21 protein-coding genes are annotated in these 24,925 nt (G+C 54.3%); 9 read left to right on the forward strand and 12 right to left on the reverse strand.

Annotated features, from left to right (window positions below; genetic code table 11):
- Positions 1-33 precede the first annotated feature (33 nt).
- The 4 genes from lldD to OGY07_RS11290 all read right to left on the reverse strand — a co-directional run bounded on the left by lldD (position 34) and on the right by OGY07_RS11290 (position 4,264).
- Complete coding sequence (gene lldD, locus OGY07_RS11275; protein WP_042286923.1) at positions 34-1,221, reverse strand: FMN-dependent L-lactate dehydrogenase LldD; 1,188 nt, start codon at positions 1,219-1,221, stop codon at positions 34-36.
- Positions 1,218-1,994 (reverse strand): transcriptional regulator LldR, encoded by a 777-nt coding sequence (gene lldR, locus OGY07_RS11280; protein WP_286600606.1) that lies wholly within the window; start codon positions 1,992-1,994, stop codon positions 1,218-1,220. Before lldR ends, lldD begins: the two co-directional genes overlap by 4 nt.
- Positions 1,991-3,646, reverse strand: coding sequence for an L-lactate permease (lldP, locus tag OGY07_RS11285; protein ID WP_286600608.1), 1,656 nt, complete (start codon positions 3,644-3,646; stop codon positions 1,991-1,993). The genes lldR and lldP overlap by 4 nt, the downstream gene beginning before the upstream one ends.
- A 255-nt stretch (positions 3,647-3,901) precedes the next feature.
- A complete protein-coding gene (locus tag OGY07_RS11290; protein ID WP_286600609.1) occupies positions 3,902-4,264 on the reverse strand; it encodes a YibL family ribosome-associated protein in 363 nt (120 codons plus the stop codon).
- 288 nt (positions 4,265-4,552) lie between these two features.
- Here OGY07_RS11290 and OGY07_RS11295 point away from each other — a divergent pair, with 288 nt between their 5' ends.
- On the forward strand, positions 4,553-4,762 hold the full coding sequence (locus OGY07_RS11295) for a hypothetical protein (protein ID WP_042286912.1): 210 nt from the start codon (positions 4,553-4,555) through the stop codon (positions 4,760-4,762).
- A gap of 11 nt (positions 4,763-4,773) precedes the next feature.
- Here OGY07_RS11295 and mtlR read toward each other — a convergent pair whose 3' ends face one another.
- The 3 genes from mtlR to mtlA all read right to left on the reverse strand — a co-directional run bounded on the left by mtlR (position 4,774) and on the right by mtlA (position 8,553).
- Complete coding sequence (mtlR, locus tag OGY07_RS11300; protein ID WP_042286909.1) at positions 4,774-5,364, reverse strand: mannitol operon repressor MtlR; 591 nt, start codon at positions 5,362-5,364, stop codon at positions 4,774-4,776.
- Positions 5,361-6,509 (reverse strand): mannitol-1-phosphate 5-dehydrogenase, encoded by a 1,149-nt coding sequence (gene mtlD / locus OGY07_RS11305; protein WP_199957450.1) that lies wholly within the window; start codon positions 6,507-6,509, stop codon positions 5,361-5,363. The genes mtlR and mtlD overlap by 4 nt, the downstream gene beginning before the upstream one ends.
- A gap of 130 nt (positions 6,510-6,639) precedes the next feature.
- On the reverse strand, positions 6,640-8,553 hold the full coding sequence (gene mtlA, locus OGY07_RS11310; RefSeq protein WP_060570247.1) for a PTS mannitol transporter subunit IICBA: 1,914 nt from the start codon (positions 8,551-8,553) through the stop codon (positions 6,640-6,642).
- Positions 8,554-9,204: 651 nt separating this feature from the next.
- On the opposite strand from mtlA, the gene OGY07_RS11315 reads away from it, so the two are divergent.
- The 4 genes from OGY07_RS11315 to yiaY all read left to right on the forward strand — a co-directional run bounded on the left by OGY07_RS11315 (position 9,205) and on the right by yiaY (position 14,485).
- Complete coding sequence (locus OGY07_RS11315; protein WP_042286899.1) at positions 9,205-9,813, forward strand: glutathione S-transferase; 609 nt, start codon at positions 9,205-9,207, stop codon at positions 9,811-9,813.
- Between the two features lie 99 nt (positions 9,814-9,912).
- Positions 9,913-11,304 (forward strand): L-seryl-tRNA(Sec) selenium transferase, encoded by a 1,392-nt coding sequence (selA, locus tag OGY07_RS11320; RefSeq protein ID WP_042286896.1) that lies wholly within the window; start codon positions 9,913-9,915, stop codon positions 11,302-11,304.
- Positions 11,301-13,148: a selenocysteine-specific translation elongation factor gene (gene selB, locus OGY07_RS11325; RefSeq protein ID WP_286600615.1), complete on the forward strand. Its 1,848-nt coding sequence runs from the start codon at positions 11,301-11,303 to the stop codon at positions 13,146-13,148. The genes selA and selB overlap by 4 nt, the downstream gene beginning before the upstream one ends.
- A 185-nt stretch (positions 13,149-13,333) precedes the next feature.
- Positions 13,334-14,485: an L-threonine dehydrogenase gene (gene yiaY / locus OGY07_RS11330; RefSeq protein WP_286600617.1), complete on the forward strand. Its 1,152-nt coding sequence runs from the start codon at positions 13,334-13,336 to the stop codon at positions 14,483-14,485.
- Positions 14,486-14,566: 81 nt separating this feature from the next.
- Here yiaY and OGY07_RS11335 read toward each other — a convergent pair whose 3' ends face one another.
- Positions 14,567-15,448, reverse strand: coding sequence for an ROK family protein (locus OGY07_RS11335; protein WP_286600619.1), 882 nt, complete (start codon positions 15,446-15,448; stop codon positions 14,567-14,569).
- Positions 15,449-15,613: 165 nt separating this feature from the next.
- On the opposite strand from OGY07_RS11335, the gene aldB reads away from it, so the two are divergent.
- Positions 15,614-17,152, forward strand: a complete 1,539-nt coding sequence (aldB, locus tag OGY07_RS11340) for an aldehyde dehydrogenase AldB (RefSeq protein WP_199957459.1) — start codon at positions 15,614-15,616, stop codon at positions 17,150-17,152.
- Between the two features lie 87 nt (positions 17,153-17,239).
- On the opposite strand, the gene OGY07_RS11345 is transcribed toward aldB, so the two are convergent.
- From OGY07_RS11345 to OGY07_RS11360, 4 genes are all read right to left on the reverse strand, one after another.
- Positions 17,240-18,316, reverse strand: a complete 1,077-nt coding sequence (locus OGY07_RS11345; protein ID WP_286600622.1) for a type I restriction endonuclease — start codon at positions 18,314-18,316, stop codon at positions 17,240-17,242.
- A gap of 267 nt (positions 18,317-18,583) precedes the next feature.
- Positions 18,584-18,898, reverse strand: coding sequence for a hypothetical protein (locus OGY07_RS11350; RefSeq protein WP_042286880.1), 315 nt, complete (start codon positions 18,896-18,898; stop codon positions 18,584-18,586).
- 157 nt (positions 18,899-19,055) lie between these two features.
- Positions 19,056-21,011, reverse strand: coding sequence for a glycoside hydrolase family 127 protein (locus OGY07_RS11355; RefSeq protein ID WP_286600626.1), 1,956 nt, complete (start codon positions 21,009-21,011; stop codon positions 19,056-19,058).
- A 10-nt stretch (positions 21,012-21,021) separates the two neighbouring features.
- On the reverse strand, positions 21,022-22,422 hold the full coding sequence (locus OGY07_RS11360; protein WP_286600628.1) for an MFS transporter: 1,401 nt from the start codon (positions 22,420-22,422) through the stop codon (positions 21,022-21,024).
- A gap of 234 nt (positions 22,423-22,656) precedes the next feature.
- Between OGY07_RS11360 and OGY07_RS11365 the strand changes: the two genes are divergently transcribed.
- The 3 genes from OGY07_RS11365 to OGY07_RS11375 all read left to right on the forward strand — a co-directional run bounded on the left by OGY07_RS11365 (position 22,657) and on the right by OGY07_RS11375 (position 24,892).
- Complete coding sequence (locus OGY07_RS11365) at positions 22,657-23,472, forward strand: AraC family transcriptional regulator (protein WP_181822346.1); 816 nt, start codon at positions 22,657-22,659, stop codon at positions 23,470-23,472.
- A 310-nt stretch (positions 23,473-23,782) separates the two neighbouring features.
- A complete protein-coding gene (locus OGY07_RS11370; RefSeq protein WP_042286870.1) occupies positions 23,783-24,187 on the forward strand; it encodes a winged helix-turn-helix domain-containing protein in 405 nt (134 codons plus the stop codon).
- A gap of 231 nt (positions 24,188-24,418) precedes the next feature.
- Positions 24,419-24,892, forward strand: coding sequence for a 4Fe-4S dicluster domain-containing protein (locus OGY07_RS11375; RefSeq protein WP_286600631.1), 474 nt, complete (start codon positions 24,419-24,421; stop codon positions 24,890-24,892).
- Positions 24,893-24,925: the final 33 nt, after the last annotated feature.

Below are 24,925 nucleotides of genomic sequence, written 5' to 3' on the forward strand. Positions count from 1 at the left end.
CCTTCAATTGCGCGGGGCAGCATAGCACGTTCACTACGCGGCATCACCCTGCGCGAGGGGGGCCAGCGCCGCGGGAAGGTTGCCGATCTCCTGAACCAGCGAGTCTTTGCTGATTTCGCTAATGGATTTCGCGCCGGTCAGCGTCATCGCGACTTTCATCTCTTTCTCGATCAGGTTCAGCAGGTTGGCGACGCCCGCCTGGCCGGCGGTGGCCAGCGCGTAAAGATACGCGCGGCCCAGCAGCACACTGTCTGCGCCCAGCGCAATCATGCGTACCACGTCAAGCCCGTTACGGATACCACTGTCGGCCAGAATAGCGATGTCGCCTTTTACCGCGTCGGCAATCGCGGGCAGGGCGCGCGCGGAGGAGAGCACGCCGTCGAGCTGGCGTCCGCCGTGGTTAGACACCACAATGCCGTCCGCACCAAAGCGCACCGCGTCGCGAGCGTCTTCCGGATCGAGGATCCCTTTGATCACCATCGGGCCGTCCCAGAAGTCACGGATCCATTCAAGGTCTTTCCACGAAATTGACGGATCGAAGTTATTTGCCAGCCAGCCGATGTAATCTTCCAACCCGGTTGGTTTGCCAAGATAGGTCGAAATGTTGCCTAAATCATGCGGACGACCGTTCAGGCCTACGTCCCACGCCCATTGTGGATGGGTCACCGCCTGCCAGTAACGGCGCAGCGCGGCGTTTGGACCGCTCATGCCCGAATGTGCGTCGCGGTAGCGCGCGCCGGGTGTTGGCATATCGACCGTAAAGACCAGCGTTGAACAGCCTGCCGCTTTCGCCCGCTCCAGCGCGTTACGCATAAAACCGCGGTCGCGCAGCACGTACAGCTGGAACCACATCGGACGGTTAAGGGTCGGCGCCACCTCTTCGATTGGGCAAACGGACACGGTGGAAAGGGTAAACGGAATCCCCTTCGCATCCGCGGCGGCAGCGGCCTGCACTTCGCCTCGACGGGCGTACATGCCGCAGAGGCCAACCGGCGCCAGCGCCACCGGCATCGACAGCTTTTCTTTAAAGAGGGTGGTTTCCAGGCTTAAGTCAGACATGTTTTTCAAAACGCGCTGACGCAGCGCCACTTCCGATAAATCCTCTACGTTGCGGCGCAGGGTGTATTCCGCATAGGCGCCGCCGTCAATGTAGTGGAACAGAAACGGAGGCAGAATGCGCTGGGCTGCGGCGCGATAATCGCTGGCTGCTGAGATAATCATGCTTTGTTCTCCCTGGAATGCTCATAGTGGTCGCCGGGCAGGCGGGTGATTCGCGCCTGGCGGGCCTGATCTTCATCAAATTGTTTAATGGTGGCGTGGACGAAGCTGAGATGCGCCATCATCGCTTTACGCGCGCCGTCGGCGTCACCGGCAAGAATGGCGTCCATGACCGCCTGATGTTGCTCCGTCAGCTTTGCAAAGACCGGCGGGACAAGGTACATACGCTGGCGACTCTGTTTTACCGACGAGTGCAGTACGTCGAAGAATCCGCGCATGGTCTGCAACAGCACCACATTGTGTGACGCCTCGGCGATGGCGAGATGAAACCGAACGTCGGCCTGAGAGGCGATGTCCGGATCTTCGCTGAGGGTCGCGTCAAAGCAGAGCCTGATTTTTTCTTTATCTGCCTGGGTAGCGCGCAGGGCGGCATGCCAGGCGGTGCTGGCTTCGATGGCGTGGCGGGCTTCCAGAATGTCGAAGCTGTAGTCCGGGTCGTCGGCCATCAGCGTTTTGAGCGGCTGTACGATGTTTTGCTCGGACCACTCTTCATGCTGCCAGCGGACAAACGTCCCTCCGCCGCGACGGCTGAGCAGGACGCCTTCGCTCACTAATTTCGCCAGCGCTTCGCGCAAAGAGTTGCGCGACACACCAAGCTGCTGGGCAAGCTGGCGTTCGGCGGGCAGCTTCATACCCGCCTCCAGTTGCTGTTCTTCAATCAGCGCCCGCACACGAGAGGCTATCTCGTCGGACAGGCGTTTTGGCATCACAATCACGGGATCATCCAGGTTAAGACATACGCCTGAAGCGTGGTGATCACGCCCACCATGCAGGTGAAGATCAGGCTGTGTTTGACGGTGAAACGGAACAAGTCCGACTCTTTACCGACCAGTCCTACCGCCGCGCAGGCGATAGCAATGGACTGCGGCGAAATCATCTTGCCGGTGACCCCGCCGGTGGTGTTTGCAGCGACCATCAGCACATCCGACACGCCAATTTGCTGGGCGGCGGTAGCCTGCAGCGCGGCAAACAGCGCATTCGATGAGGTGTCTGAGCCGGTGAGGAACACGCCCAGCCAGCCGAGGAACGGCGAGAAGAAGGTGAAGGCGCTGCCGGTATGCGCCAGCGCTAATGCCAGCGTTGACGAAAGACCAGAATAGTTAGAGATAAACGCGAACGCCAGCACCATCCCGATGGAGTAGATAGGCAGCGCCAGCTCCTTCAGGGTGCTGCCAAAGGTCTGGATGGCGGCGGAAAGCTTCATCTTTAGCCAGACGATGGACAGCAGCGCGGCGAACAGAATGGCGGTACCGGTCGCTGAGAACCAGTCGAATTTATACACGGCGGCATAGGCGGTTGCTTCGTTGACTACCGGCGGCATGCGGGCAATCAGCTTGTCGAGGAACGGAACCGGGATGTTAATCACCCAGTCGTACAGCGCGCCGCCTGGGGCGAACAGTGCTTTAAACGGCGGTACGCTCCACAGCGTCACGGTGGCGGTCAGGAACAGGAACGGCGACCACGCGCGAACAATCTGTCCTGCGGTGTAGCCAGTGCGCGCCAGCGTCTGATCCACATGGGAAGCCCCCATATCCGCAAAGCGGAAAATACGCACCGGCTGCCAGCGTTTCAGGAACAGGGTCAGACAGACCAGCGACACCAGTGAGGAAATGATGTCCGGCAACTCCGGACCGATAAAGTTGGAGCTGAGGTATTGAGCAATCGCGAACGAGCCGCCCGCTACCATCACCGCGGGCCAGGTCTCTTTAATGCCGCGCCAGCCGTCCATAATCGCCATGATCCAGAACAGTACGATGATGGTCAGGAACGGCAGCTGGCGGCCCACCATCTGGCCGATCTCAAAACTGTCCAGTCCGGTTACCTGCCCGGCAACCAGAATCGGGATCCCCATTGCGCCAAACGCCACTGGCGCAGTGTTGACGATCAGGCAAAGCCCGGCGGCGTAAAGCGGATTAAAGCCCAGTCCAACCAGCAACGCGGCGGTAATCGCCACCGGGGCGCCGAACCCCGCAGCCCCCTCCAGAAACGCGCCAAAGGAGAAGCCGACGATCAGCATCTGCAGGCGCTGGTCAGGGGTAATCGACAGAATCGACGAGCGGATAATGTCGAACTGCCCGGTTTTCACCGAGATTTTGTAGACAAACACAGCGGCGATAATGATCCAGGCAATCGGCCACAAACCATAGAAGAAACCATACACCACCGAGGCCAGCGCGCGATCGACCGGCATTTTGTAAAACAGCAGCGCCACAGCCAGCGCGATAACCACCGTCCACGAGGCGGCAACATAGCCTTTCAGCTTGAGCTTGATCAGCGCGAAGAAGAAAAACAGAATCGGGAGCGATGCGATCAGGCTGGACAGCCAGATATTCCCGGCCGGATCGTAGTTTTGTTGCCAGAGATTCATTGCAGGTCTCCTGAGGGCCACGCGCATAATGCTATGAGTCTGTGCTCATCTCGACATCACATTATGTGTAAAAGTGGCCCTGCCAATATTGTTGTGTAGGGATAATGACAACAAATGGTTAACCAAATGTTATGTATTGGCAACGATAGTGTAAGGCTAAATCAGCGAAGTGTGAACCAGCGGACGCAAAGGAGGGGGATTGGTAGGGCCAATTTACGCGTGGATCAGGGCGGCGAAGCGCCACCCGTAACGCATTTAGAATTCAGTCTTTGAAAAGCCGGTCATTTCTTCCAAATCCATTTCACGGCCCAGGGCGGTCATTGGATGTACGACCACCAGACCACGCACGCTTTTTTTCAGCTTGCCCATATCGGCCTGCTCTTTTTTACTGATTGCGCGGCGGAACGGCATATTCATCAGCTTTTGCGCTTCTTTGCTCAGTTTCTGGCTGTGCACTTCGCGCAGGCGGGCGATCTCCGTTTCGAGCGTGGTTTTCTCTTTTTCCAGCTCCGCGTACTTATCGGCGGCCTCGACCAGCGACAGTTCAGCCTGCTGGTGGCGAACAGCATCAAGGCGATCGCTCAGGCGTTTAATTTCGTTTTTTTCGACTTCTTTCATGGTATGGCTTCTGATAGAAATAAAGGGAATGCCCTATAGTATGCGCGCTGAGCGGGTTTCTTCACAATCAATCGCTAAAAAATAATCAAAACGGATACGAATGGCCACGCAGACATCATAGTTACCTGGCTGATAAAAAAGGCTTTTTGCCAGGAAAAGGGTCAGGCTCGCCATTTTCTGCGCAGGATCATGTTTAAGCACGTTTTCCTCAACCCGTTCGCGTTTCTGATCCTAAACTAAAATTGGCGGCTGCGTTTGTTTACAGCGTTGACAGAGGGAGGACTTCTCATGGCGAAAATGGGTGAAAATGTTCCACATCTGATTGATAAAGCGATTGATTTTATGGCCTCAAGTCAGGCGTTCCGGGAATACCTGAATAAAACGCCTGCGCGCGATACGGTCCCGAATGATATCCCGCTGGAGCATGCGAAGATGTATCTCGACCGGCTGGAATATTATCGGCAGCTGTATCAGCCAAAGCTGGAAGATAAGGTGTGAGACAACCGGGCCTATTTCTGGAAGGCTTTTTTTAAGCTGATTTTAGAAATCAGCTCAGTCAGGGAAAGCACCATTGTCGAGCGTACCGCTTGCTGGTAGCGCTGGATTTGCATGGCGTACAGCGCCGGGTCGGAGGCATCAAACTGCGGCGGCGGCGGTAGCGCCGTCACGCAGTGAAGTTCGCCGAACGGTCCGAGAATTTCATCGTCGGTAAACGCGTACTCATTGCCATCATGGTTCATCTCTTCACGCAGCGCCATCAATAGCTCCGCATCCTCATACTCTGGACGACTCAGCACGCCGAGGCCATAGATAAGTTTCAGGCGCACCGACAGATCGCCCAGCGGTCCGTCGCCGTCGAGTAACGGTTCTACTGCGTATTTCACCGCGTAGTCGTCTTTGCGAAACACCTGAAGCACCAGAATGTTCACCGCCTCGGTGAGTAACTCGACGGCGGTGATCAGGAAACTTCGTACGGTTTTGCCAGCATTCAGACGCTCAAGCACACGGTTTTCAAAGGCCTGGGTTTCTTCCATTATTGCCTGCATATCTGACAATCTTTCATTCGGGCGCAGGTTCGCCTGCGCCGTATTTTGCATCATTTGATCGCGTTATACGCGTTTACGGCCTCGGCCACGACTTCGCTGCTGGCATCCAGTCCGGAAACCTGCGCCAGAGCGGCCTGCGGGCCTTTGTCGGCAATCAGCGCCGCCAGTTCCTGCGCCTGCGGATCGTCTTCGCTACGGAAATGCATCGCCGCGGCAATGCCTTTCACCAGGTTCAGATGCGGCAGGCCATATTCCAGCGTGCCCAGCAGTGGTTTGATCAACCGATCACCGGCGCTCAGTTTCCGCAGCGGCTGACGGCCAACGCGCTCAACGTCGTCTTTCAGGTACGGGTTTTCGAAACGGCCAAGAATTTTCTGGATATACGCCGCGTGCTTGTCTGCATCAAAACCGTAGCGTTTGATCAGCACCGCGCCGCTCTCCTCCATCGCCCCTTTTACCACCGCGCGGATTTTCTCGTCGAGGATCGCGTCGCGGATAGTCTGATGACCGGTCAATTTTCCGAGGTAGGCGGTTATAGCATGCCCGGTGTTCAGCGTGAAGAGTTTACGTTCGACAAATGCCATCAGGTTATCAGTTAATTCCATTCCCGGGATGTCCGGCAGCGCGCCTTTAAACTGCGTTTTGTCGACAATCCACTCGCTGAACGTTTCAACGGTCACTTCCAGCGGATCGTGCGTAGCGGAGGCGGAAGGGGGAACAATACGATCCACCGCGGAGTCGACGAAGCCGACGTGCGCCTCCACCCATGCCTTGTCATCTTCCGCCAGCGCGTTCATGACATGGCCTTTCAGCTGCGTGGTGCCACGGACCATGTTTTCACAGGCGATGATGTTCAGGGGGGTGTCGATACCCTGCGCTTTGCGCTGCGCCAGCCCTTTTGCGATGGCAGGCGCGATGCGCTCAAGCACGACCGGACCAACGGCAGTGGTCACCAGATCCACTTGGGCGATTAGCTTAACCACGTCGTCGCCGATGCTGCTTACCGCATCAACGCCGGTAACGGTATCCACCTGCTCATTTTCACCCACCACGTGCACCTGATAGCTATGACGGGCGTTCAGGGCGTCGAGCACGACCTGATTTACATCAGCGAATGTCAGTTGTATCCCCGCGTCTGCCAGCAATTTGCCGATAAAGCCACGTCCGATATTACCTGCGCCAAAATGTAATGCTTTCATAGTAGTAACCTTCGTTAATGTTTTTACCCAAGAGGGCTGGGGTGAAAAGCGGTTCCTCACCCAAACCCTCTCCCTTACAGGAGAGGAAAATAGGGGCCCGGCAAACGCAAGCGCTACCGGGCAAATGCACTTACTTACGACCTGCCAGCAGCTCAAGCACTTCTTCGACGCTGGTGGTGTTAGCCAGACGTTCGATAACGGTTTCATCATCCAGCGCGTTGGTCAGGCTGGTGATCACCTGGATGTGCTCGTTATTGCGTGCGGCGATACCAATAACCAGACGGGCGATATCATCCTCTTCTTCACCGAAGCGAACGCCTTGCGGATACTGGCAGAACACGACACCGGTTTTCAGTACGCGATCTTTGGCTTCCACCGTACCGTGCGGAACCGCAATGGATTCGCCCAGATAGGTCGGGGTCAATTTTTCACGCGCCAACATCGCGTCAACGTATTCCGGCTCAACGTAGCCGCCTTTAACCAGTTGTTCACCGGCAAAGCGAATGGCTTCTTCTTTGGTGGCCGCGGTACGGCCGAGGAAGATGTTCTCCGCGCTCAGTTTGAACAGATGAGCGTTACTTTCGTCAAAGCTGTCCTGCAGGCTGGTACGCACTTTCTCTTCATTGTCTGTGTGACGCTGCGCCGCAACCAGACGTTCGGTCAGGCTGGCGTACAGACCGCTGTCGAGGAAATTGGTCAGCGAAATATGCTGTGCCTGTGGAACCTGACGCATTGCGCGCTCGGTGAGATCGCGGTGGGTGATGACCAGGTCAACATCCGGCGGCAAGTTATTGATGGCGCTGTTGGTCACTGAAATCTGAGACAGACCGGCATCCTGTACTTTCTTACGCAACACGCCTGCGCCCATCGCGCTGGAGCCCATACCGGCGTCGCAGGCTACGATGATTTTACGCACATGGCTCAGGTCGTTGGTGACATCGCCTGCAGACAGCGGCGTGCCGCCTTTGGATTCTGCTTTCATGTCCTGCATACGACGGGTGGCCGCTTCAATGTCGTCTTCTTCTTTCACCTTGCTGGTTTTCAGCAGAATCGCCGAGACCACGAAGGAGACCGCCATGGCCGCACAGATTGCCGCGATGTTAGCGAAGTAGGCGCCTTTTGGCGTCATCGCCAGCACCGCCAGAATAGACCCCGGAGACGCCGGAGACACCAGACCGCCGTTCAGCAGCGTCAGGGTGAACACGCCGGTCATGCCGCCGAGGATAACGGCCAGAATCAGACGTGGGTTCATCAGCACGTAAGGGAAGTAAATTTCATGGATCCCGCCCAGGAAGTGGATGATAGCCGCACCGCCCGCAGACTGTTTTGCACTGCCACGACCAAAGAACATGTACGCCAGCAGCACGCCCATCCCCGGGCCCGGGTTGGCTTCAATCAGGAAGAAGATGGATTTGCCCATCTCGTGCGACTGCTGAATACCCAGCGGCGAGAAGATACCGTGGTTGATGGCGTTGTTGAGGAACAGGATTTTCGCTGGTTCAACAAAGATGGACGCCAGCGGCAGCATGTCATGGACAACCATGAAGTTGACGCCCGCCGCCAGAATTTTTGACAAACCTTCCACCAGCGGACCAATACCGAGGAACGCCAGAATCGCGAGGATCATCCCGATGATGCCAGCGGAGAAGTTATTCACCAGCATTTCAAAACCGGACTTGATCTTACCGTCTACCCAGTTGTCGAATTTCTTGATGCAGTAGCCGCCCAGCGGACCTGCAATCATGGAGCCGAGGAACATCGGCATGTCTGCGCCGACGATCACGCCCATGGTGGTGATCGCCCCGACCACGCCGCCGCGCTCGCCGCCCACCAGTTTACCGCCGGTATAACCGATCAGCAGTGGCAGGAGATAGGTAATCATCGGGCCGACCAGCTTCGCCAGCGTTTCGTTTGGCAACCACCCTGTCGGAATAAATAATGCGGTGATAATACCCCACGCGATAAACGCGCCGATATTTGGCATCACCATATTGCTGAGGAATCGACCAAAGCTTTGCACTTTGATCTTAATATCGGATGACATAAAAACACCCCTTCTTATGTTTGCTGTCGCGCAGGCCGGAAGCCCGAGGTTTTGTTAATGTGGCGGCAGAGGTAGCCGGACCCTGTAGATATTGCGAAATCTGGCACTGAATCGATCAGCTGTCCAGTCTGCGCCCTTTTGTGTGATGTGAATCACATAAATATAGGGGGTAGGGAGGTATTTAATGTGATTTGCATCACGAAATAGTTGTATGGAAAAACATCAAAGTGGATTTTTGAACCATTAACGGCACAAAAATGTGATTTGTTTCACGTTTTTGTTTTAACGGTTTGTTGAATATTTGTGATTTAAATCACAATAAATTTTCAGTCGAATTTGCCCTGATGTGATGTAGCGCAGGTTCTGCGTTTGCCGCGCCATTGAGTTATTAACTGCATTTGCCCTTTATACCCTATAGAACATGCATTGTTCCTCATGAGGCTGATAGCAATGAAAACGTCTTTTTTATTTTACTTGTCGTAACAGGCGTATATCGCATAAAACATATCTCTCATTTTCAGCACAACAGTGCGGTGTTTCGTTGGCAGTCTGCTAACTTTCATTCTCTTTGCACGCATCTGAGCCATACTGAATACTGTTGATTATTCTTTGGCGCATTGTCTTCCCCTACGTTGGCATAAAGGACCCGGTATGAAACTCATAGGTAGCTACACCAGCCCGTTTGTACGCAAAATCTCGATTCTGCTGCTGGAAAAGGGCATCACCTTCGAATTTGTTAATGAACTGCCGTACAACGCGGAAAACGGCGTGGCGCAGTACAATCCATTGGGGAAAGTCCCGGCGCTGGTGACCGATGATGGAGAATACTGGTTTGATTCGCCAATCATTGCCGAATATATCGAACTGCTGGACATCGCCCCGGCGATGCTACCGCGCGAGCCGCTGGCGTCGCTGAAGGTGCGCCAGCTTGAAGCCCTGGCTGACGGTATTATGGATGCTGGCCTGGTGTCGGTGCGTGAACAGGCGCGACCGGCGGCGCAGCAGTCGGAAAATGAGCTTCTGCGTCAGCGTGAAAAAATCACCCGCAGTCTGGATGCGCTGGAAGGCTATCTGGTGGACGGAACCATTAAACCCGATACGGTGAATCTGGCGACTATCGCGATTGCTTGCGCCGTGGGCTATCTCAACTTCCGTCGCGTGTCGCCGGGCTGGTGCGTGGACCGTCCTAACCTGGTAAAACTGGTGGAAACCCTGTTTAGCCGCGAAAGTTTTGCCCGCACGGAACCGCCAAAGGCTTGATACGTATTATGTCCGCCTGAGCCATCTCACGTTACAATCCCCCTTATGTCGAAACGCCTCTCCGCACATGGAGAGGATTACCAACCGCCAGGCTATCCCATGACAACCGAAACGCGTTCGCTGTACAGTCAGCTTCCTGCCATTGATCGCTTATTGCGTGAAAGTGCATTTCTTACCCTGTGTGACAGCCACGGGCATACCCGTGTCGTTGAACTCCTTCGCCAGATGCTGGACGAGGCCAGAGAGACGATACGTGATACCCAGGCGCTGCCCGTGTGGAGCGACAACTGGGCGCAGGAAGTTAGCGTCCGTCTGCAGAAAGCGGCTCAGAGCGCGCTGCGTCCGGTAATCAATCTGACCGGTACGGTGCTGCACACGAATCTTGGCCGCGCATTGCAGGCGGAAGAGGCGATAGCGGCGGTGGCGCAGGCCATGCGTTCACCGGTGACGCTGGAGTACGATCTCGACGGCGCCGGGCGCGGCCACCGTGACCGCGCGCTGGCGGAGTTACTGTGCCGCATTACCGGCGCGGAAGACGCCTGTATCGTCAATAACAACGCGGCGGCGGTATTGTTAATGCTGGCGGCAACGGCGGCGGGGAAAGAGGTGGTGGTCTCGCGCGGCGAACTGGTAGAGATTGGCGGCGCGTTTCGCATTCCTGACGTGATGCGCCAGGCGGGCTGTACGCTTCATGAAGTAGGCACCACCAACCGCACGCACGCGAAAGATTATCGCCAGGCGGTAAATGAAAACACCGGGCTGTTGATGAAGGTCCACACCAGTAACTACAGCATTGAAGGCTTTACCAAAGCGATAGACGAGAGCGAACTGGCGCAGATCGGCCAGCAACTGGATATTCCGGTGGTGGCCGATCTTGGCAGCGGTTCGCTGATTGACCTCAGCCAGTACGGTCTGCCAAAAGAGCCGATGCCGCAGCAACTGATTGCCGCGGGCGTCAGTCTGGTGAGCTTTTCCGGCGATAAACTGCTCGGCGGTCCGCAAGCGGGTATTATCGTCGGCAAAAAAGAGATGATTGCGCAACTGCAAAGTCACCCACTGAAACGCGCGTTGCGGGCGGATAAAATGACCCTTGCGGCGCTGGAGGCGACGCTACGGCTGTATCTGCATCCGGAAGCGTTGGCGCAAAAACTGCCGACATTGCGGGCGTTAACCCGCCCTCAGGAGGCGATTACCGCCCAGGCGCAGCGGTTACAGGTCTCGCTTGCCAAACATTATGCAAATGACTTTGCGGTCAGCGTGACGCCGTGTCTGTCGCAGATCGGCAGCGGTTCATTACCGGTTGATCGCTTGCCGAGCGCGGCATTAACCTTTACCCCGCACGACGGGCGCGGCAGCCGTCTGGCGGCGCTGGCGAGCCGCTGGCGAGCGCTACCCGTTCCGGTTATTGGGCGGATTAACGATGGTCGCCTGTGGCTGGATTTGCGCTGCCTTGAAGATGAGACCCGGTTTATGGAGATGTTGTTGAAATGATTATTGCGACCGCCGGACACGTTGACCACGGGAAAACGACGCTGCTACAGGCGATCACGGGCGTGAATGCCGATCGTCTGCCGGAAGAAAAAAAGCGCGGGATGACGATCGATCTGGGCTACGCCTACTGGCCGCAGCCGGACGGGCGCGTGCTGGGTTTTATCGACGTGCCCGGACATGAAAAGTTTCTCTCTAATATGCTGGCGGGCGTGGGCGGTATCGATCATGCGCTGCTGGTGGTGGCCTGCGATGATGGCGTGATGGCGCAAACCCGCGAGCACCTGGCGATATTACAATTAACCGGCAGCCCGACGCTGACGGTGGCGTTAACCAAGGCCGACCGGGTTGATGACGCACGTGTGTCAGACGTTGAGCAGCAGGTACAAGAGGTGCTGCGTGAGTATGGCTTTGCCGGGGCGACGTTATTCGTGACCGCCGCCAATGAAGGGCGAGGCATTGAGGCGCTACGCGAACACCTGCAGCAGTTACCGGCACGCCAGCATGCCAGTCACCAGACCTTCCGTCTGGCTATCGACCGCGCCTTTAGCGTAAAGGGCGCCGGGCTGGTGGTGACGGGGACGGCGCTGAGCGGAGAAGTGCAGCAAGGCGACACGCTGTGGCTGACGGGCGTCAACAAACCCATGCGCGTGCGCGGATTGCACGCGCAAAATCAGGCGACAGAACGCGCGCATGCCGGGCAACGTATCGCGCTGAATATCGCCGGTGACGCCGAAAAAGAACAGCTGCGCCGGGGTGACTGGCTGCTCTCGGCAAAACCCCCCGAGCCGTTTAGCCGTATTATTGTGGCGCTGGAAAACCACGCGCCGTTAACCCAATGGCAGCCGCTGCATATCCACCATGCCGCCAGTCATGTCACCGGACGAGTCTCGCTGCTGGACAATAACCTCGCGGAGCTGGTTTTCGACACCCCGCTGCTGCTGGCGGATAACGATCGGCTGGTACTGCGCGATATTTCTGCGCGGGCCACGCTGGCGGGCGCGCGCGTGGTTGCGCTTAACCCCCCGCGTCGTGGAAAGCGTAAGCCGGACTATTTACAGTGGCTGGCGTCGTTGGCAGAAACCACCGACGATGGCGCCGCGCTTGCTGTGCATCTTCAGCGCGGAGCGGTGAATCTGCCTGCATTTGCCTGGGCGCGCCAGCTTAATGGCGACGGTATGCGACAGTGTGTCCAGCAGCATGGGTTTATCCAGGCAGGCGACAGTCTGCTAAACGCCCCGGTTGCCGCCCGCTGGCAGCGTAAAATTCTCGACACGCTGGCGACCTATCATGAGCAACACCGCGATGAGCCGGGGCCTGGGCGTGAACGCCTGCGGCGGATGGCGCTGCCGATGGAAGATGAAGCGCTGGTGCTGTTGCTGATTGAGCAAATGCGTGAAAGCGGCGAAATTCATAGCCATCATGGCTGGTTGCATTTGCCCGATCACAAAGCGGGATTCAGCGATGAGCAGGCGGCGATCTGGCAAAACGTGGAGCCGCTGTTTGCAGACGACCCCTGGTGGGTACGCGATCTTGCGCGGGAAACGGCCACGGAGGAGCAGACCATGCGCCTTGTGCTACGGCAGGCGGCACAGCAGGGAATGATTACTGCGATCGTAAAAGATCGTTATTACCGTAACGATCGCATTGTTGCCTTCGCCACGCTGATCCGTGAGCTGGATCAAGAGAGAGGGTCAACGTGCGCGGCGGATTTCCGTGACCGTCTGGGCGTTGGGCGTAAACTGGCCATTCAGATTCTGGAATATTTTGACCGCATCGGCTTTACCCGCCGCCGTGGCAACGATCATTTATTACGCGATGCGTTATTATTCCCGGCCAGACAATAACATTACTTATTTATATTTCAAATGAATTGAGATAATATAAATAGTGATTCCTATGAAAGCACATTAGTTTATTATCCTAATGTGCTTTTTTAATGTTTCTTTGGGAAAATAACAGCAACGATCATATTTTATTATTTCTCACCCTCGTATGCTTTTGCTCTTTTTCAACATTAAGGATTGAGCAAATGGCTGCTTCTACATTTTACATTCCATCCGTGAATATTATTGGTGCTGATGTATTAAATGACGCAATGAATACGATGGTGGAATATGGCTTTCGCCGCACGTTAATTGTGACAGACACGATGCTCACCCGGTTGGGTATGGCGGATAATATTCAAAACGCGTTGCAGGAACGCGCTATTTTCAGCGTGATCTATGACGGTACCCAGCCAAACCCGACCACCGAAAACGTGGCTGAAGGGCTGAAACTGCTGCAGGAGAATAACTGCGACAGCGTGATTTCGCTGGGCGGCGGCTCACCCCATGACTGTGCGAAAGGCATTGCGCTGGTGGCGGCAAACGGCGGCGATATTCGCGATTATGAAGGGGTTGATCGTTCTGCTAAACCGCAGTTGCCGATGATTGCCATTAATACCACCGCAGGCACGGCGTCGGAAATGACCCGTTTTTGCATTATTACCGATGCTGAACGCCACATTAAAATGGCGATTGTCGATAAACACGTTACGCCGCTGCTTTCCGTCAACGACTCAACTTTGATGATGGGAATGCCGAAGTCGCTGACCGCCGCAACGGGTATGGACGCGTTAACCCACGCCATTGAAGCGTACGTTTCCATCGCGGCGACGCCAATCACCGATGCCTGCGCGCTGAAAGCCGTGGCCATGATTAGCGAAAAACTGACCGTCGCGGTGGAAGACGGCGGTAATGCGCAGGCGCGGGAAGCGATGGCCTACGCGCAGTTCCTGGCGGGAATGGCCTTTAATAACGCCTCGCTGGGTTATGTTCACGCGATGGCGCACCAGCTCGGCGGTTTCTACAATCTGCCGCACGGCGTGTGCAATGCGGTGCTGTTGCCGCACGTTCAGGTGTTTAACAGCCAGGTCGCGGCGGCGCGTCTGCGTGACTGCGCAGCGGCGATGGGCGTCAACGTGGAAGGGTTGAACGACGCCGAAGGCGCCGCGGCCTGTATCGACGCCATACGCACGCTGGCGCAGCAGGTGAATATTCCGGCAGGGCTGCGCGATCTCGGCGTGAAGGAGGAGGATATTCCGCTGCTGGCGACCAATGCGCTGAAAGATGCCTGCGGGCTGACTAACCCGATCCAGGCGACACACGAGCAGATCGTGGCGATCTTCCACGCTGCGATGTAAAACGCCGACCGGATGGCGCTACGCTTTACAGATCTGTACGGTTCAGCCTGATCCGATAAAGCGCAGCCGCCATCCGGCAAGTTAACCGCGGCTCAGTTTCTGCTTTGCCAGCCATACCGCGCCGAGTCGTCCCGCCTGATTACCCAACTCGCAGGGTAAAATCGGTACTTTCAGCGCTTCCCACTCCTCGAAGCGCTGCAAATATTTATCCAGTAATTTATAGATCTTTTCCTGCTCGCTGATGCCGCCGCCAATCAGTATCGCCTGCGGATCGAACATTGAAATCACGCTATACACTCCGCGCGCAAGGAAATGCGCCCATTGTTCAATCGCTTCGCGCAGGTGAACGTCGCTCTCCATGCGCTCGAACAGCGCTTCGCCGTCGGGCATTTCATCTTCGGGGACCGCCAGCGCCCGGCGGCACGCCTTCATCAGACCGCTCGCGGAGGCGACTTCATGCATGCATTCACCGTTATCGCCTACGGGGATCACGCCAAATTCGCCCGCCCGGTAGTGCGAACCGCGATAAATGTCGCCTTCCACCACGATCCCGCCGCCGATGCCGGTACCAATAGTGATGCAGACAAAGCTCTCATAGTCCCGACCCGCGCCGCGCCAGCGTTCGCCCAGCGCCGCGCAGTTGGCGTCGTTTTCCGCCGTGACGGGCAGGTCCGTCAGTTGGGCGAACAATTCGCAGAGATTCTCGTTATCGAGATAATCGAGTGCGCCGGCCTTTGCCGCCTGGCCCGTGTGGGTGTTGATATGACCAGGAAAGCTCACGCCGATCGCGGCGATATCGTGCGCTTTCTGATACGCCTCCACGACCGCTTTCCACTGCTGTTTAAAGGCATTCTTATCGTCCGGCGTGTCGAATTCATCCGACGTCAGTTCGTTGCCGTTTTCATCAATGACGCCATGTTTAATATGGGTACCGCCCACGTCGAAGCCGATAAATAGCTGCATTGCACGTATCCTTATAAGACCCAGAGCTTATAAGTATGGCTCAGCGGCAAAAACGAAACGTAAAGTAAGGTAATCCGTGATATAGCTCGTAAAGCCGCCAACGACTGGCGAGAAAATCGCCAGCGGCGTCTACCCTTGTTATACACCTGCGGCAAGGAGACGATCATGACGAATAACCCCCCTTCAACACGTATTCAGCCCGGCGAGTACGGTTTTCCGCTGAAGCTAAAAGCCCGTTATGACAATTTTATTGGCGGTGACTGGGTTCCTCCGGCTGACGGCGAATATTACCAGAACCTGACGCCGGTTACCGGGCAGCTATTGTGTGAAGTCGCCTCATCCGGCAAACGCGATATTGATCTGGCGCTTGATGCGGCCCACAAGGTGAAAGATAAATGGGCGCAAACCTCCGTTCAGGACCGAGCCGCCATTCTGTTTAAAATAGCCGACCGAATGGAGCAAAATCTGGAACGGCTCGCCACGGCGGAAACCTGGGATAACGGCAAGCCCATCCGTGAAACCAGCGCAGCTGACGTGCCGCTGGCCATCGACCATTTTCGTTATTTTGCTTCCTGCATACGCGCCCAGGAGGGCGGGATCAGTGAAGTGGACAGCGATACCGTAGCCTATCATTTCCACGAGCCGCTCGGCGTGGTGGGGCAGATTATCCCGTGGAACTTCCCACTGCTGATGGCGAGCTGGAAGATGGCGCCAGCGCTGGCGGCGGGGAACTGCGTAGTGCTCAAACCCGCGCGCCTGACGCCGCTGTCCGTTCTGCTATTAATGGAGGTGATTGGCGACCTGCTGCCGCCGGGCGTGGTTAACGTCGTGAACGGCGCGGGGGGCGAGATTGGCGAATATCTGGCGACCTCTAAACGCATCGCCAAAGTTGCGTTCACCGGTTCGACGGAAGTCGGACAGCAGATCATGCAGTACGCCACGCAGAACATCATTCCGGTAACGCTGGAACTGGGCGGCAAATCGCCAAACATCTTTTTTGCCGATGTGATGGACGAAGAAGATGCGTTCTTTGACAAGGCGCTGGAAGGGTTCGCGCTGTTTGCCTTTAACCAGGGCGAGGTCTGTACCTGCCCGAGCCGCGCGCTGGTGCAGGAGTCGATTTACGAACGCTTTATGGAGCGCGCCATTCGTCGAGTGGAAAGCATCCGCAGCGGTAATCCCCTCGACAACGTGACGCAAATGGGGGCGCAGGTTTCCCACGGTCAGTTGGAAACCATCCTTAATTATATTGATATCGGTAAAAAAGAAGGCGCGGATATCCTTACCGGTGGGCGGCGTAAGCAACTGGAAGGCGAACTAAAAGATGGTTATTACCTCGAACCGACCATCCTGTTCGGCAAAAATAATATGCGCGTCTTCCAGGAAGAAATCTTCGGTCCGGTACTGGCGGTCACCACCTTTAAAACGATGGAGGACGCGCTGGAACTCGCCAACGATACGCAATATGGCCTGGGCGCGGGGGTCTGGAGTCGTAACGGCAATCTGGCTTATAAAATGGGGCGCGGAATTCAGGCCGGACGTGTCTGGACTAACTGCTATCACGCTTATCCTGCGCATGCGGCATTTGGCGGCTATAAGCAGTCGGGCATCGGCCGTGAAACCCATAAAATGATGCTGGAACATTACCAGCAGACCAAGTGTCTGCTGGTGAGCTATTCCGACAAACCGCTGGGACTGTTTTAACTGGCTGCGTTACCAGTATCGGCTACTCTTGGCGGGCCTACGCGTCCTGTAGGTCCGCTAAGAGTTTTCCGCTATCCATATGATGAGTTAATGGTATAAAGCGGCTGTTGCTTTTAACGCTTCACTGAAGGTATAAATATCATCTAGACTTTCAATAGGATAGCGTGTTTCATTTTTTTCCAGATCGAATAAACCAATATATTTTTGGGTTCGGTTAAAATGCAGTCGACACAACGGCTTTCGATTATTATCGTCGATTAGAATACCAAAATAGCTTTTGGTATCGCGGTGTACAATTCGTGGAGCATCAATAACTGTGCGAGCGATTGCCTTAACGATATGAAAACCTTCAAGTTCGTCTATCGTTGTTGAAATATCATTAACGTCTTTTATGACAGTATGTTGGTCCGTTTCTTCAGGTATTTCCAACTGCGGGTTGATATTACCATCCATTGCTGATTTAAGTCGTTCATTTATTTGCGCATTGATATATTGACTGGCTGCTTTTCTGGTTAGAACAGTAAATGTATCTTTAACCTTCTGAGTAATCATTCCATCATGAATCCTCGATGCAAAGAACTTAACAAAATCGTCTTCTGGATTTGTCAATTGTGAATGAAGCAATTTTTTTATTAAGCTGACGTACTTTAATTCCCCGGCGGCATTGATAATGGATTCTAAGTCAAATGCAGACTTCGTTAGTTTTTTTATCTCCGGAACAAGCATTTCATCCAAATCAAGAAGATTGATCTCAAGAAATGGTTTTTCATCCATTTTATTTGTGGCGTCTAAATCTGTAAAAAATTTATATTCTTGACCATTGGTCAAAATAGATATTCTTGCATTAGTGACATGAAAATATCGGAAAAGCTGAGAGGCATGATTAATATTCAGTGGTTCGCCAATTTTTTTACATTCTATCAGCATTTGTATTTCGCCATTCTTTAGTATGGCATAGTCAATTTTTTCACCTTTTTTGGTGCCGATATCGCAAACAAATTCTGGGATAACTTCAGTGGGGTCAAAGACATCATAACCTAACACGTTGTTAATGAAAGGCATGACAAACGCATTTTTTGTGGCTTCTTCCGTCTCAATAGCTCCAGATTGCTGTTTTATTTTAGAGGCCAGCAGGTTTAACTTTTCTATAAATTCAACAGACATAACTTTCCTTATAATACAGTAACATAACTCGAAAACATTAAGTTGGCATCAGCTGGCTATTAAACATCAGTAAACTGAAAAGCTAGCAGTCATTAAGCAGACAGGTTTGATGAACAAGAAGCATTTTGCGCAAAAAAAAACGCCACGAAAATGATTTCCGTCACGTATTGAGTAAAGTTAAAAGACTAATGTGGCATGAGATATTTGGTGTGAAGGGTGCTTTGTTATCCTTTTTGGGCAGCGGAAGTATGTCCGCTGTACCATATTTCAGTCCAGCACCTTAACCTGCAGAGGGCGGAAACGACTGTAAATCCATAATCCCAGGCAAGCAATCGATCCAACGAAAACGGTGAACAGGACGGTGATAAACAAACCGCTAAACAATGCGGTGGGGATCGCCAGTAAACCCTGTACCGGTTGGTCGTTCCATTTCACCATGTTAAAGCCGAAAAGGCTCAGCACGCCGCAAATGAAGCTGAAAAGCATCATGGGAATACCGAGGCCTATCAACAATAACCGGTAGATAGCCGAGGCTTTGATGCGTTTGAAGCGGGTTGAAGATGTATCGTCCGTGCTGCTCATGATGCTCCTTAGTGTGTTTGCCAGAAGGTGGTCGCCGCATTATTCCTTTAAATGTACTTGTCTGGCAAACGTCGCTTCCGTGGATGGTGGCCTGGCACAGTGGTACCGTAGAATAAATAAGGCGCAAGCCGCCATCCAGTAATTTAGCGCGGCTCCCTCATCGTTCGTTAACCCAGATCCGCATTTCGCCTTCGCCCCGATTGGCCCAACTGAACCACGGAATAAAGGTCAGCGTGTGCGGCTGCCAGGCGCCGGGAGCGCGATCATAGTGCCAGAGTGCGCTTTGCGCGGCGTCGGGGGCGCTCTGTTTTAACCCTTCCGCCTGGATCAGCATCTTATGGGCAAAAAGGCCTTTACCCTCAAAGATCCGCAGATCGCTCTCTTTTGGTAACCACAGATTATGCAGCTCCTCGCCGTTGTCGGCTTGTTCAAGGCAATACACCAGCGGTCCGCGCTGAAGGGCGACTTTACCCGCGACGTGGCGTACCCGCGGGTTGCCATACACCCGGCGCACCGGCATCGGTAGCGTCAGCCCGATGGTGTCGCCTTCCTGCCAGTCACGGGTGATGTGCAGATAGCCTTTGCGGATATCCTGGCTGACCTCGTCGCCGTTAAGCGTTACGCGGGCATCTGAACACCAGTCCGGCAGGCGTAGCGCCAGCGTATGCCGCACAGCTTGTGGCGAGTCGATGGTAATACTGACGTGCTCCTGCCACGGATAGTTGCCGTCAATACGCAGCCTGAGAGAGCCGTTTTCCGTCTGCAGTTCAATACTGTTACCCACGTAGAGGTTGATATACAGCGCTTCCGGACGCGGCGTATAGATGTAATGACCCAGCGAAGTCAGAGCCCTGGCGATGTTCGGCGGGCAGCAGGCGCAGCCAAACCAGCGCTGGCGCACGGGCTTCACGTGGTCATAGATATGATTAAATTTTAATGACTGCGGATGCACTTCCAGTGGGTTAACGTAGAAAAAGTGCTTTCCGTCGAGCGCCATTCCGCCAAGGACGGTGTTATATAACGCGCGTTCCATGACGTCGGCGTACTGGCTGTCTGCTTCCAGTTCAATCATCCGCCGGGCGAACATCATCAGGCCGATTGAGGCGCAGCTTTCCGCATACACGGTATCGTTCGGCAGATCGTAGTCGCTGCTGAAGGCTTCGCCGCTACCCTGCGAACCGATCCCGCCGGTGATATACAATTGGCGTTGCGCCATGTTCCGCCATAAGCGCAGACAGTCCTGACGCTTGCGTTCATCCTGGCTAAGCCGCGCCAGATGCGCCACTCCGGTCATCAGATACACAAAACGCACCGCATGGCCCGTCGCCGTTTGCTGCTCTGAAAGCGGCTGGTGCGCCTGGCTGTAGGCTTTATCTTTCACCATCCACGCCGGGCCGTAGGTATGCCAGTAAGATGTTTGCCCACGCTTTTCGTACTCCAGATCGTAAAAGTGCGGCTGCGTTCCACGTTGTTCAACAAAGTAATTCACCAGCGCCAGATAGCGCGAACACCCCGTCGCTTCATACAGCCGCATCAGCGCCAGCTCGATCTCCGGATGGCCCGGATAGCCGTGCAACTGATGTTCGCCGGGGCCGAATACGCTGTCGATATGGTCCGCCAGACGGCAAACGACCTCCAGCAGGCGGCGTTTGCCGGTGGCCTGGTAGAAGGCCACGCCCGCCTCAATCATGTGTCCGGCGCAGTAAAGCTCATGGCACTCCGCCAGGTTGGTCCAGCGCTCTTGCGGGGCTTTGACGGTAAAATACGTATTGAGATAGCCGTCGTCACACTGGGCGGCGGCGACCAGCTCAATCACCTCATCGGCGGTCTTTTCCAGTGACGGGTCTGGCTTCTGGCACAGGGACCAGGCCACGGCCTCCAGCCACTTGGCAACATCGCTGTCCTGAAAAACCATGCCATAAAATTCCCCGGACTGCTGTCCTGCCGCGATGCGGAAGTTTTCGATCGCATGGCTGGGATCGGCCTCCGGAATACGGTCGTTCAGCGCGTCCCATTGATAAGGGATCACGACGTCGCGAACCAGGCGTTGATATTGTCCGAGGAACGGATCGCTGACCTTCAGCATGTGCAGGTCGACTTCCGGTACGTTCATGGTGGGCTCCTTATAAATGAACATGACGCTGACGCAGGTCGCTGGCGATTCGCGTCATCATGGGGTTATTAAGTTTGCAATAGCGGATCGACAGCGCCAGCAGCAGATGGAACAGGGCGGGAAGCAGGGTTTCCATTGCGGTAATGCCGCCAAGCGACTGCGCCGTCTGGTTTTCCGCCCCCGGCTGGTAGGCGACAAGAATGAACAGCAGGCTGATGATCCCGGCGCTGGAAGCCCAGGCCAGCTTGATGAAAAACAGGTTAAAGGCGAAGTTCATGCCGGACGAACGCACGCCGGTTTTCCACTCGCCGTAGTCATCGGCGAACGCCATCAGCGAAAAGTGCAGCGGCAACGTGAAGCCAAGAATAATACCGTTACCGAGGATCACCCCCAGCCACAACGTCTGCCAGGCCGGACCGGTGGGTAATAACCACATCAGCACCGCCAGCGCCGCCAGTACCAGGTTGGTGGCGGAGTAAAGTTTGACGGTGTCCACGTGTCGTGTCAGCGGGCTGACGAGCACCGAGCCGATAATCGAAGCGAAGGTCACCATTGTAAAAAACAGTGAGGTATAAGCGGTGCTGCCTTCCAGCACATAGGTGATGAAATACATGTACCCGCCGCCGCGAATGTTGAAGACGTTAATCAGCAGGAACGACATCACCAGCATCAGCAGCAACTGATCGTTTTTACGCAGCCCGGCAAGGTGCTCGCGCAGCGTAAATTTTCCCATCATCTCAATCGGCACGCGCTCGCGTACCCAGAAGAAACAGCACAGAAACATGATGACCGCGACCGCACAGAGCACGCCGACGCCCAACTGGTAGCCCTGGGCGGCGTTACCTTTGCCAAAGATATCGACCATCCACGGCAAACCAACAGAGACCAGAAAGCCCGCCACGCCGCAAAGCACAAAGCGCCAGGACTGACAGGAAATCACCTCATTGTGCCGGGTGGTCATGGTGTTGATCAGTGCGCAATAGGGCACGTTGATCGCGGTATAACCAACGGAAAGCAGCAGATAGGTGCCAAACGCCCAGGCGATTTTGACCCCCATACTGGCGTCCGGCACGGTAAAGGTCAGCACGCCGATGACGCCAATGGGAATGGCCACCCACAGCTGCCAGGGGCGAAAGCGCCCCCACCGGCTTTGCGTGCGGTCGGCAATCACCCCCATGATGGGGTCGGAAACGGCATCAAATACGCGCAGGGCAATAAACAGCGTGCCGACTAACGCGGGCGTTAATCCAAACACATCGGTATAGAAAAAGGTGAGAAAGTTCATGATCAGGCAGGTAATAACGGTGCCGCCTGCATCTCCCAGGCCGTAGCCTATTTTTTCACGCACCGAGAGCGCATCGTCGACGCGGCCTTGTGCGAGTTGATCGCGGGTAATCGGTGTAGAGGTCATAGTTATTCCTCGCTAAATGAGGTTTCGGTCAGTGATTATTTTTTTATGACTGATGACCTGATTAATTCTGCCTGGAAGCGGCGATGCAACAAGGCAACGAAAGAGTAAAAAAAGATGACGATTCCGACCTCTGTGCAAAAGTGTGAGGCAGATCCGGTGATTGGCTTATTTTTAGATAATAATCAATAGGTAAAGATATTATTAGCTTCTTTTAAAGCGGGAATTTCCATATCTATGCTCGAATTATCCATGACGCTTCCGATCAAAGTTCAAAACGGCGGATTATTTCTTTCCCGGGGGATCGGACGTCACCCGGCGAGGACATTGTCGTCGTGGGAAATTATTTTCGTTGAAAAAGGTCTGCTGACCATTCAGGAAGAAGAAAACCGATTTTGCGTGGAAGCGGGAGAAAGTTTGCTGCTCTGGCCCCAGCGTCGCCATGTTGGGGTAGAAGATTTTCCCGCTGATCTGCGTTTTTATTGGCTGCATTTCGAGGTAAAAGCGCCGGACAACGATCCGAGATGGCTGACGCACCTTTCAGTGCCGCAGCACACGCGTGTGGCGGATCCGCAGGCGCTGATCGCGCTTTTTCGCCAGTTCATGATAGAGCAGGAAAAAATGCAACGCAGTCCGGCGCTGGAATTTATTGTGTTGCTGATATTACAGCAAATGGCTCAGCCTTCCCGACCTACTGATAATACGCAGGAGGCGGGCGTTTCGCTGGCATGGAAAGCGCAACAGTTGATCCGCACGCAATATCATCGTCCTCTTTCCACCGCTATTATGGCGCGAGAACTACACTGTAATGCGGATTATCTGGGGCGAGTTTACCGGCGCGTTTTTCATTTAACGCTGACCGAGGCGATTCATCGTCAGCGCGTGCGGGCGGCGGAGAAATTATTGATCAGCGATGCGCGATCCTTAAAAGAGGTTGCTGAACAATGCGGCTTTAGTGACGTGGGCTATTTTCGACAAATTTTCCGTAAGCATACTGGTCTGACTCCTGCCGTCTGGAAACGACGTTACTGCAAAGAACATGTTAATTCATGAGCCTGCTTTACCGCTTCCATAGAAGAAAAATTTGCAATTTGCGTTAAATATGTATGATTAACTTGCAGGGTTGAGCAGACCCCCCTCTTTAGGGGGATTATCTGAAATTTTGCCCTATGGTGTAACAATATGTTGAATAATCGTTTGTTGCAGAGGGAAAATCTGCATCTTTCCCGTGGGAATACGGAAAATACCTCCGCGGGGATCTATTGAAATTAATGCTATTTTTTTTAAACTTGCGATAGACATTAACTACAAGGACTTAATCATGTTTATCTTTCGATAGTGAATTAAACGTGAGTGCTGCAAAATGGAATACCAGTTACATGGATTTATGATTGGTCGTGAAATTTTTTTTGATATAAGCGAGTCAAGAATCTTCAGGCTGCCAGTAAATAAAATGGACAGCGTGATTACTTTCGGCGGCGTTTTTTTTAATCATACCATGCTGCGTCTGTTTGTTTACCTTTTACTTAACGCCCGCACCCATTATGTGTCAAAAGATGAATTACTCGTCAACATCTGGGAAAAAAATGAATTAAGCGCTTCCACACAACGTCTGTCAACGATGGTGAAAAATTTAAATAACAAATTAAATATGCTTGGCCTGCCGCAGCATTCTATCGTTAGCGTAAAAGGAAGCGGATACATACTGGCACTGGATAATATCCAGGCGCTCTATAGCGTCGTCGATGAGGCCGATTATCAAATTTAGATGCCTCTCAATCTGGTGTCAGTTTATTCCGTAGCGTGATGTCGCCTGCGGATTATTCCCCCTGGGCGTTGTCGTCCAGGGTTTTTTTTATGCCGGAACGGTGAGCAATCTTTGGCAAAATCCCAGAACGCCTCGGGCATCTGACAAAATTTCACCGTATCCCCTGTGCGATCAAAGCGACAACGCTATGCTCTCTGGCACTCTGTCATTTTTGGGCGATCGGAGTGAGCTATGAACCGGTTTATTATGGCGGATGCGATGAAATGTATTGGCTGTCGTACCTGCGAAGTCGCATGCGTGGTCTCGCATCAGGAAAATCAGGACTGTGCGGCGGTATCGGCAGGACAGTTTGTTTCACGTATTCAGGTCATTAAAGAGAACACGTTTACCACCGCGGTCGCCTGCCATCAGTGTGAAGATGCGCCATGCGCCAACGTTTGTCCAACGAACGCGATTCGCCGCGATCGTGGGCACGTTTTTGTGGAGCAGAAACGGTGTATCGGCTGTAAAAGCTGTATGCTGGCCTGTCCGTTTGGCGCCATGAATGTCACCGTTCAGACTTCACGGGTTCAGGCGATCAAATGCGATCTCTGCTGGCACCGCGAGACGGGACCGGCCTGCGTCGCGGCTTGCCCAACGGGAGCATTACAGTGTGTGAATGCGGCAGATATTCAGCGCCAGCGTTTGCATGCGCAACCGCTGTAAAAAGGATGGCCCGGCTTGCGTTAGCCGGGCCGT

Origin of the sequence: Citrobacter sp. Cs237, assembly GCF_030332325.1 — a bacterium.
Lineage (GTDB): Bacteria > Pseudomonadota > Gammaproteobacteria > Enterobacterales > Enterobacteriaceae > Citrobacter_A > Citrobacter_A sedlakii.

Excerpts from the sequence above, each read along its gene's own strand:
- lldD (WP_042286923.1), bottom strand. The coding sequence starts at position 1,221 with ATGATTATCTCAGCAGCCAGCGATTATCGCGCCGCAGCCCAGCGCATT.
- lldP (WP_286600608.1), bottom strand. The coding sequence starts at position 3,646 with ATGAATCTCTGGCAACAAAACTACGATCCGGCCGGGAATATCTGGCTG.
- OGY07_RS11290 (WP_286600609.1), bottom strand. The coding sequence starts at position 4,264 with ATGAAAGAAGTCGAAAAAAACGAAATTAAACGCCTGAGCGATCGCCTT.
- OGY07_RS11295 (WP_042286912.1), top strand. The coding sequence starts at position 4,553 with ATGGCGAAAATGGGTGAAAATGTTCCACATCTGATTGATAAAGCGATT.
- mtlR (WP_042286909.1), bottom strand. The coding sequence starts at position 5,364 with ATGATGCAAAATACGGCGCAGGCGAACCTGCGCCCGAATGAAAGATTG.
- mtlD (WP_199957450.1), bottom strand. The coding sequence starts at position 6,509 with ATGAAAGCATTACATTTTGGCGCAGGTAATATCGGACGTGGCTTTATC.
- mtlA (WP_060570247.1), bottom strand. The coding sequence starts at position 8,553 with ATGTCATCCGATATTAAGATCAAAGTGCAAAGCTTTGGTCGATTCCTC.
- OGY07_RS11315 (WP_042286899.1), top strand. The coding sequence starts at position 9,205 with ATGAAACTCATAGGTAGCTACACCAGCCCGTTTGTACGCAAAATCTCG.
- selA (WP_042286896.1), top strand. The coding sequence starts at position 9,913 with ATGACAACCGAAACGCGTTCGCTGTACAGTCAGCTTCCTGCCATTGAT.
- selB (WP_286600615.1), top strand. The coding sequence starts at position 11,301 with ATGATTATTGCGACCGCCGGACACGTTGACCACGGGAAAACGACGCTG.
- yiaY (WP_286600617.1), top strand. The coding sequence starts at position 13,334 with ATGGCTGCTTCTACATTTTACATTCCATCCGTGAATATTATTGGTGCT.
- OGY07_RS11335 (WP_286600619.1), bottom strand. The coding sequence starts at position 15,448 with ATGCAGCTATTTATCGGCTTCGACGTGGGCGGTACCCATATTAAACAT.
- aldB (WP_199957459.1), top strand. The coding sequence starts at position 15,614 with ATGACGAATAACCCCCCTTCAACACGTATTCAGCCCGGCGAGTACGGT.
- OGY07_RS11345 (WP_286600622.1), bottom strand. The coding sequence starts at position 18,316 with ATGTCTGTTGAATTTATAGAAAAGTTAAACCTGCTGGCCTCTAAAATA.
- OGY07_RS11350 (WP_042286880.1), bottom strand. The coding sequence starts at position 18,898 with ATGAGCAGCACGGACGATACATCTTCAACCCGCTTCAAACGCATCAAA.
- OGY07_RS11355 (WP_286600626.1), bottom strand. The coding sequence starts at position 21,011 with ATGAACGTACCGGAAGTCGACCTGCACATGCTGAAGGTCAGCGATCCG.
- OGY07_RS11360 (WP_286600628.1), bottom strand. The coding sequence starts at position 22,422 with ATGACCTCTACACCGATTACCCGCGATCAACTCGCACAAGGCCGCGTC.
- OGY07_RS11365 (WP_181822346.1), top strand. The coding sequence starts at position 22,657 with ATGCTCGAATTATCCATGACGCTTCCGATCAAAGTTCAAAACGGCGGA.
- OGY07_RS11370 (WP_042286870.1), top strand. The coding sequence starts at position 23,783 with ATGGAATACCAGTTACATGGATTTATGATTGGTCGTGAAATTTTTTTT.
- OGY07_RS11375 (WP_286600631.1), top strand. The coding sequence starts at position 24,419 with ATGAACCGGTTTATTATGGCGGATGCGATGAAATGTATTGGCTGTCGT.